At 34.1% G+C, this 8,371-nt stretch carries 10 protein-coding genes; all 10 read left to right on the top strand.

What is annotated here, in order from left to right; all coding sequences use genetic code 11:
* Positions 1–187 (top strand): SH3 domain-containing protein (locus tag KI356_RS21345; protein ID WP_498066720.1); only part of this gene is annotated, 187 nt, incomplete at its 5' end.
* Positions 188–338: 151 nt separating this feature from the next.
* A complete protein-coding gene (gene dat, locus KI356_RS21340; RefSeq protein ID WP_002119018.1) occupies positions 339–1,214 on the top strand; it encodes a D-amino-acid transaminase in 876 nt (291 codons plus the stop codon).
* 98 nt (positions 1,215–1,312) lie between these two features.
* Positions 1,313–1,960: a nitroreductase family protein gene (locus tag KI356_RS21335; protein WP_128279912.1), complete on the top strand. Its 648-nt coding sequence runs from the start codon at positions 1,313–1,315 to the stop codon at positions 1,958–1,960.
* A gap of 260 nt (positions 1,961–2,220) precedes the next feature.
* Positions 2,221–2,709: a hypothetical protein gene (locus KI356_RS21330; protein WP_212936380.1), complete on the top strand. Its 489-nt coding sequence runs from the start codon at positions 2,221–2,223 to the stop codon at positions 2,707–2,709.
* 62 nt (positions 2,710–2,771) lie between these two features.
* Complete coding sequence (locus tag KI356_RS21325; protein ID WP_212936379.1) at positions 2,772–3,026, top strand: hypothetical protein; 255 nt, start codon at positions 2,772–2,774, stop codon at positions 3,024–3,026.
* Between the two features lie 114 nt (positions 3,027–3,140).
* Positions 3,141–3,689 (top strand): cysteine hydrolase family protein, encoded by a 549-nt coding sequence (locus KI356_RS21320; protein ID WP_212936378.1) that lies wholly within the window; start codon positions 3,141–3,143, stop codon positions 3,687–3,689.
* A gap of 496 nt (positions 3,690–4,185) precedes the next feature.
* Positions 4,186–5,079, top strand: coding sequence for a mechanosensitive ion channel family protein (locus KI356_RS21315; protein WP_128279915.1), 894 nt, complete (start codon positions 4,186–4,188; stop codon positions 5,077–5,079).
* Positions 5,080–5,247: 168 nt separating this feature from the next.
* Positions 5,248–6,366 (top strand): GAF domain-containing sensor histidine kinase, encoded by a 1,119-nt coding sequence (locus tag KI356_RS21310; RefSeq protein ID WP_212936377.1) that lies wholly within the window; start codon positions 5,248–5,250, stop codon positions 6,364–6,366.
* A gap of 14 nt (positions 6,367–6,380) precedes the next feature.
* Complete coding sequence (locus tag KI356_RS21305; protein ID WP_212936376.1) at positions 6,381–7,016, top strand: response regulator; 636 nt, start codon at positions 6,381–6,383, stop codon at positions 7,014–7,016.
* A 191-nt stretch (positions 7,017–7,207) separates the two neighbouring features.
* Positions 7,208–8,062 (top strand): MurR/RpiR family transcriptional regulator, encoded by an 855-nt coding sequence (locus KI356_RS21300; RefSeq protein WP_128279918.1) that lies wholly within the window; start codon positions 7,208–7,210, stop codon positions 8,060–8,062.
* Positions 8,063–8,371 lie beyond the last annotated feature (309 nt).

Genomic DNA, 8,371 nt, shown 5'->3' with positions numbered 1-8,371 from the left:
TGTCGCATATATACAAGGAACAAATGTGAATTTAAGAAGTGGTCCATCAACATCTTCTTCAGTTATTCGTAAATTAAATAATCCGGAATCTTATTTAGTATATATTAATCAAAACGGTTGGTTGAACCTTGGTGGAAATCAGTGGGTTTATAATGATCCATCATATATTAAATATAATCAATATTGAAAAATATTTTTTGAAATAAATGAATGGTGGAGTGCATCACTTTAAATAGGTGATGTACTTTTTTTGTTTAGTTAAATACAGAAAATTCCTTCTTTTAATTGTGGATAAGTTGTACAATAAAACCAATCATGGAATAAAGGAGTGGGAAGGAATGAAAGCTACTCATAAAGATTGGATTTTGTTTAACGGAAGAATTGTAAATACGAAAGAAGAACAGCCGATGGTTGCGTTAGAAGAGCGAGGACTCCAATTTGGTGACGGCATATATGAAGTATTTAGGTTATACGATGGGAAGCCTCATTTACTAGACTTACATTTGGAACGCTTTTTTAAATCTATGAGGGAAATAAATATTGTTCCGCCGTTTACAAAGGAAGAGTTAGTTGAAGAACTTCATCAAATGATTGAAAGAAATCAATTTCAAGAGGATGGGAATGTGTATCTTCAAATATCACGTGGAGCTCAAGCTCGAAATCATGTGTATGAAAAAGATTTACAGCCAACATATTTTGCGAATATTGTTTCGTTTCCAAGACCTACCGCTACTATGGAACAAGGAATAAAGGTTACTGTAGAAGAGGATATACGCTGGAAATTCTGTCATATAAAATCTTTAAACCTTCTACCTAATATCATGATTAAAAATAAAATAAACGAGCAAGGGTATCAAGAAGCGATATTAGTACGAGATGGAGTTGTAACAGAAGGGTGTCATTCGAATTTCTTTATGGTGAAAAATAATAAATTAATTACACATCCGGCCGATAATTTCATTCTACACGGCATTACTCGCCACTACGTTATTACATTAGCGAAAGCTTTACATATTGAAGTAGAAGAGCGTGAATTCTCATTGCAAGAAGTATACGAGGCTGACGAATGTTTCTTTACAGCGACACCACTTGAAATATTCCCTGTTGTTCAAATTGGTGATGAGAAGTTTGGAAGCGGCGAAAGAGGACCAATTACGAAAAAACTACAAGCTGCATATGAAGAAAGTATTAGTTTGTTTAAAGTGACAAATTAATAATGAAGAAAAAAGCTGGTATTCCCCCAGCTTTTTTTCATGATATAATTCAACCATAGGACAAGTTTTGAAAACGCTGTAAAAAGGGGATTTAATATATGAATTATGAAGATTTTAAAGAAGTAATTCACGGTAGACGAAGTGTTAGAAAGTTTACAGAACAAGAAGTATCCACTAGTGATATAAAAGAAATTATTGATTGTGCTCGTTATGCACCGAGTGATACGAACTCACAAACGTGGGAGTTCTTGGTCATTATGAACAGAGAGAAAATTAAAGAAATTGAACAAATGACATGGGATGCATTACATAAACTTGCGGCAAAAGCAGCAGAAAATGGAGAAGAGAAAGCAGGGAAATTACTTACACGTTCTTTCGGTCCATATGCGACAGCTTTCTCTGAGGCGCCAGTATTAATCGTATGTTTGGCAACACCATATGAATCAAAGTTTCGTGAAAAGATATTTGATCCAATTGCCTTCGTTCCTGATGCAGTATGGGAAGAGGAAGGAATTAAGAGTAGCTGTTTAGCAGCGCAAAACTTAATGCTGGCTGCACATGCGAGAGGACTGGGTACTTGTCCAATGACAGGACCTGTATTATTAGCTCAAGATGAACTGCGACAATATTTACAAATTGAGCCTCAAAAACAAATTAATATGGTAATTTCACTCGGGTTTCCGAAAGATAAGCCGAAGAAACTTTCTCGAAAAGAAGTTGATGAGATTACAACATTTATTTTCTAAATGTTATGTAAAAAAGACATTGAAATAACAATGTCTTTTTATTTTGAATGGATATTTCTTTAGTGAATTGGGCTAAAATGATGAATAGAGTGGAATTACTATTTATTTCTTTAAAAAAATTAATGTTCTTAAAATGAAAGTATGGTACAGTAATCGTGAGCAAGCTAATATTTGTTCATGAAAGTGTTAAAAACTAGTTTTAAAATTAAGAAGTTATTTTTGTATAATAAATTATAATGAAATAACAGGGGGGATGAATTTTGAAGAAATTCATAATCACTGGATTGTCTGTATTGTTATTAGTAGGCTGTGGTGCTCCAACGGAAAAAGAAGATGCACAGTCAAACCAGAAAGAACAAGTTGTAAATGCTAGTGATGAGAATATGGTCGTATTTCCTGAAGGAGCAGTGCCAATCGGAGAAGGAAAAGTAAAAATAACTACGCCAGATGGTACTTCTGAAAATGGCAATATACCAACTGTATTCATAAAGAAGGATACTTTAATTCAGCAAGTCGAATTAGAACTTTCCAATTTTCAAAATGATAAAGAAACATTTGTATTTGTAGATCAAATATTTGCAGATAAACATCAAGTAACTAGTACAACACAGACAACAGTACAATTAAAAGAAAAGATGCTTGAGACAGGTAGTCATACGATTACCGCAGTTCAGTTTGAAAACAATGACCCGAAAGGAAAAGTCATTAGCTTTAATCAAGCGACGTTTGAAACGAAGCCTGCGTCTTAAGAGGAATAAAAAGTACATTACTCAAAAAAGTAGTGTGCTTTTTTGTTTGGATTGATGTAATAGTGAATAATTTGTTTCATTTTCTAGTACGAATAAATAGAGAGAAATCACTTTTTACCACTAGGAGAGAGAACGGGGTTGATGATGTGAATCGGTTTATTCGTATCGTCTTGATTAGTATGATGATGTCAGTAATTTGGTTTACTATACAAGAGGTTATTCAAATTACGCTCAATTATCGGCTCCATGATATGATAATAGGAACAGTATGTTTTGTCTTTATTTATCGGTTTTATGATAAACTCGGATTAAGTTAAGTATTGAGAGGGAAATGTAGGTATTTCATTTGTAATGTCGAATAGTACATACGATGTCGCAATAACAAATTTTCTATTGTTTACTGTGAAACAGAAGAAGGAGAGATTGTAGTTATGAAAAGAGCGCTTATAAATATTGATTATACATATGACTTTGTAGCTGAAAAAGGTGCTTTAACTTGCGGGAAACCAGGTCAAGAAATTGAGAAGGAACTTGTAAATGTAACGAAACAATTTATTGAAAAAGGTGATTACGTAGTATTTGCGATCGATAAACATGGAGACAATGATGTATATCATCCTGAAGCGAAGTTATTCCCACCTCATAATATAGCAGGTACAAATGGAAGAGACTTATTTGGTGAATTACAGGATGTATACGAAAAATATAAAAATACTGAGAATGTATATTACATGGACAAAATGCGATACAGTGCATTTGCTGGAACAGATTTAGAGATGAAGTTGAGAGAAAGAGGAATAGAAGAAGTCCACCTTGTAGGTGTATGTACTGATATTTGTGTTCTTCATACAGCGGTGGATGCTTATAATAAAGGATTTAAAATTGTTGTTTATGAAAAGGCAGTTGCATCTTTTAATGCGCAAGGACATGAATATGCACTTGGGCATTTTAAATCATGTTTAAATGCAGAAGTGAAGTGAAAAAAAGAGGCCTTCAAAAAGGTCTCTTTTTCACATTTAAATAGAGACGACTTGCTGGTGAGTATTGCGGACTTAAAAGAAAGTCGCTTATCCCGCTATTTGCCGGGCAGTAAAACTCCTACCTCACAATTTGGCTGGAGCAAAGAAGTTAGGTGGAAGCCCTGCTGCCCGTAAAAGTCCGATTGGTGGGGGCTAATAATCAGTGGGGGATGAACATCCCCCACTGATTAAAGTTTCACTTTATAAAAAATTCTATTGTAATATCCCTTTAGGGGATTAAAAAAGGTTATAGTAAATAGAAAAGGACATCTGAAGTTGAAAGATTGATTAAAGGATTATATTGTTGAAGATGAACAATGAATACAAATACATAGTTAAGAAATTATGATTTAAGATCAGAATAAAAGATGTTCCGAAAACAAGTGTTGAGATGATAAATACGTATTTACAATAAAGCAGCGCTGCATGAATTTTTCATTAGTAAGGAAGTGGATGGATGAGTTTATTAACGTATACTGAAGAGTTTTTTAATTATGTAAGGGAGTTTTTACTTTTAAGATTTTTACTATTTGCTTTAGTTCTTATGATTATTTCTTTTGTCATAAACCGCATTATTGATTGGTTTTTTAGAAAATCAAGCTTTTTTGATGACGAGGTAGAGCAGACGATTCAAAGTGTAATTCGATCTATTTTTAGATATATAATTATCATCAGTCTTATCATATATTTAATTAGTCAATTTGTAGATATAAAAAGTATTATTGCAGGTGCAGGGATAGCGGGAGTTGTCATTGGTTTTGCTGCACAACAGATGCTAAAAGATGTAATATTAGGCTTTGCAAGATTAGCGGACAAAGAGTTTCGTGTTGGCGATTTTGTTACTTTTAACGGAACAAATTCAGGAACTATTGAGGAAATTAGTATTCGTTTTATGCAAATTCGTGAATGGTCAGGAAAACTCCTTACCATACCACACGGAGAGATTAGAACGATACAAAATTTTAATAAAGGATGGATGCGAGTAATTGAACGGATCACGGTAAGTTATCAGGAAGATCCTACAAGAGTTAAGGAATTGTTAGAAGAAGTCTGTGTTATTTGTAATGAAAAATTGGCTCAAAGTCTTTATAGAGTAGAGGATGAGGCTGTTGAACCATTTAAATATGTTGGTGTTACAGACTTAAACCCTAACCTTAAATATGTTGGATATGAATTTTGTATTACAGGTTTGATTAGGCCGGAAGATTATTTCGAAAATTCTAGACAAGTAAGATTTGAATTAATGTCTATGTTCCATAAAAATCAAGTACAAATGCCAGCAGCGCATATGTTCGTTACTACTGAAAGTTTACAAAATATCCATGTGGGACAATCTTTATCAGACAGTTAAAGAAAACTAGCTAATTTCTTTTTTTATTTAGAATTTGGATTTGTAGATCAGCAGATTTGAATGAACTGTATGGGATATTTCCTAAAAAAGAGCTGAAGGAATTCAGCTCTTTTTTTGTTTGTAGAATTTAGAAATTTCTTAATGTTATAATAGTAGTTGGTGATGAGGATGAACATAGATGAAAAAGAGATGCATCGTTTAGAAGCATTAAAAAAAATTGCTGAATTACTAAATGAAGCAACAAACTTGCAGGAAATGTTAGAAAAAGTGTTACATACATTATTACAAGTTATGAATTTACAAACAGGGTGGATATTCTTTATTGATGAAAGTGGAAAGCATCGTATGCTTGTAAACCAAAACTTACCCCCAGCTCTTATGTGGCAAGAAAAGAAGCCGATGTGTGAAGGCGATTGTTGGTGTGTAGAACGTTTTGTGAATGGAAGATTGGAAAAAGCGACAAATATTATTGAATGTAAACGAATAGAGGATGCGATTGAATGTAACTGGGGAGAGACCGAAGATGTTACACATCATGCAACAATCCCGCTAAGATCTGGATCAGAGAAATTTGGTCTATTAAATGTGGCCTCGCCCCATAAAACACATTTTTCTGAGGAAGAGTTAGCGTTATTAGAAGCGATTGCATTTCAAATTGGAACGACAATACAACGTATTCAATTAGTTGAGAAAGAACGGAAATATGTAGTTGTAGCTGAAAGAAATCGACTTGCACGTGACCTACATGATTCAGTTAAACAATTGTTATTTTCTATTATGCTAACAGCTAGAGGTACTCTTAATATGACGGAAGATAGAGAACTGCATGAGATGTTAAGTTATATTGGAGAATTATCACAGGAAGCATTACAAGAGATGACACTTTTGATTTGGCAATTAAGGCCTGAAGGATTAGAGAAAGGTTTAGCAGAAGCGATTCAAAATTACGGAAAACTATTAGGGATTCAAGTGGAAGTTCGAATTGATGGAATGGTTTTAATTGAAGATGAAATAGAAGAAGTTTTATGGCGTATAAGCCAAGAGGCATTACATAATTGTAAAAAGCATGCTTCGTGTGAAAAAGTATATGTTCATTTAAGGATTGAAGATAATAAGCTGCACTTTTACATAGAAGATAACGGAATAGGATTTATACAGGATCAAGTAAGAGAGTCAGCACTTGGTTTGAAAAGTATGAAAGAACGAATTGAATTAATGAGGGGAATTTTTCGAATAAAAGCAGAACCGGAAAAGGGGACAAAGATAGAAATTCAATTACCAGTTTGAGAGGGAGAACTTCAGTGGAAATTAAATTATTACTTGTAGAAGATCATCATATCGTTCGAAGGGGACTCGTATTCTTTTTGAAAACGAGAGAGGAATTTGAAATTATTGGAGAAGCAGAAAATGGTGAAGAGGCATTAACATTTGTTCAAAAAGAAAAGCCAGATGTAGTTTTAATGGATATATCAATGCCTATAATGGACGGTATTGAAGCGACAAAACGTATAAAACAATATGATGAGACAATCAAAATTCTTATGCTCAGCAGTTTTTCAGAACAAGATTACGTTTTACCAGCATTAGAAGCTGGGGCAGATGGTTATCAATTAAAAGAGGTGCAGCCAGATCAACTCGTTGCGTCAATTGTTGCGGTATATCAAGGGAATACGAATTTTCATCCAAAGGTAACACCTGCGCTATTAGGGCGGCCAGCAGTCAAGAAAGAAAAAGAGAATCCTTTTTCTATGTTAACGAAAAGGGAGCAAGAAGTACTTCGTGAAATTGCGAAAGGAAGAAGTAACAAGGAAATTGCAGCGGAGCTTCATATTACAGAACAAACGGTTAAAACACATGTTTCTAACGTATTGGCTAAATTGGAAGTAGATGACCGCACACAAGCTGCATTATACGCAGTAAAGCATGGGAGAAACTAGAAATAAGTATGAATAATTGTGTCATATGTTACGGTAGAATACATAGGAGCAAATAAAATGTCTAGTGATGCGCCAAATAGAGGTTTTTCTTCTTTCAATAATTAGGTACAATAAAGTGAAACTTTAACCAGTGGGGGGGCTTACTGCCCGTTAATACGGGATAAAGCTACTATGGAAGGGGAAGATACGATATGCCTGGTACAAAAAGTGGGATTGGAAAGATTCAGGCTTCGTTAAATGGTTTATCACCGAAATTACGAAGTATTGCCGAACATATTTTGAAACATCCACAAGATGTTGTACATAAATCGATTACGGAATTAGCGGAAGTTACGAATAGTTCCGAAGCAACGATATTCCGCTTATGCAAACAACTAGGTTTTCAAGGGTTTCAAGACTTGAAAATTACATTAGCTCGTGAGATTGTACATACCCCGATGCAAAATATTCATGAGGAAGTATCGGTAGAAGATAATATGGTCACTGTTGCTAAAAAAGTTTTTCATTCACATATTACAGGACTGCAAGATACATTGCATTTGTTAAATGATAACGCGTTGGAACAGGCAGTGAGTGCGCTGAATGAAGCGAAACGAATTGAGTTTTATGGAAACGGTGGGTCGGGTATTATTGCGATGGATGCTTATCATAAGTTTATGAGAACGGGTATTTCTTGTATTGCTCATACGGATTCTCATTTTCAAATTATGGGAGCTGGCTTGCTGACAAAAGAAGCGGTGGTCATTGCAATTTCTCATTCGGGCAGTAATAAAGGATTACTTGAAGCATTAGAAGTAGCAAAAGCAAGAGGAGCCAAAATTATTGCGATTACGAGTTATCAAAAATCGGCATTAAGTCAACTTGCTCATATAACGCTATATACTTCGACGCGTGAGACTGAATTTCGTACAGAAGCAAGTTCATCAAGATTAGCGCAGCTTAGTTTATTAGATACTTTGTATGTGGGTTTGTCATTGCAGCGACAGGAGGAAACACTGCAAAATTTACAAAGCATACGTGAAACAATTTCAATGAAACGAATATAAAAAGCTCTTCAAATGAAGAGCTTTTTATATTGGCGAGTAGTCTGTTGATATACCCTCTAGATTTACTTGTTCTAAGTGTCTATAGAAATATGCCACTTACCTATAGTAATAATCTCTCATCTTTTAGACTATTCATTTTTTAAACCTCGATATTTTTCATATGAAATTTAACAAATAGCTTGATACATCAAAATACGTATTGGGTAATAATTCAAATATTGTTCAATATTTTACAATAAGCTTATGAAATTCCATGTTATGATGAACCTGTAATGATGATTGAACACTTAAATTTGGTACAATAATTAG

Origin of the sequence: Bacillus hominis, from assembly GCF_018332515.1 — a bacterium.
Lineage (GTDB): Bacteria > Bacillota > Bacilli > Bacillales > Bacillaceae_G > Bacillus_A > Bacillus_A hominis.
Note: the sequence above shows the minus strand (reverse complement) of the source record. Positions and strands in the feature narration are given on the sequence as shown.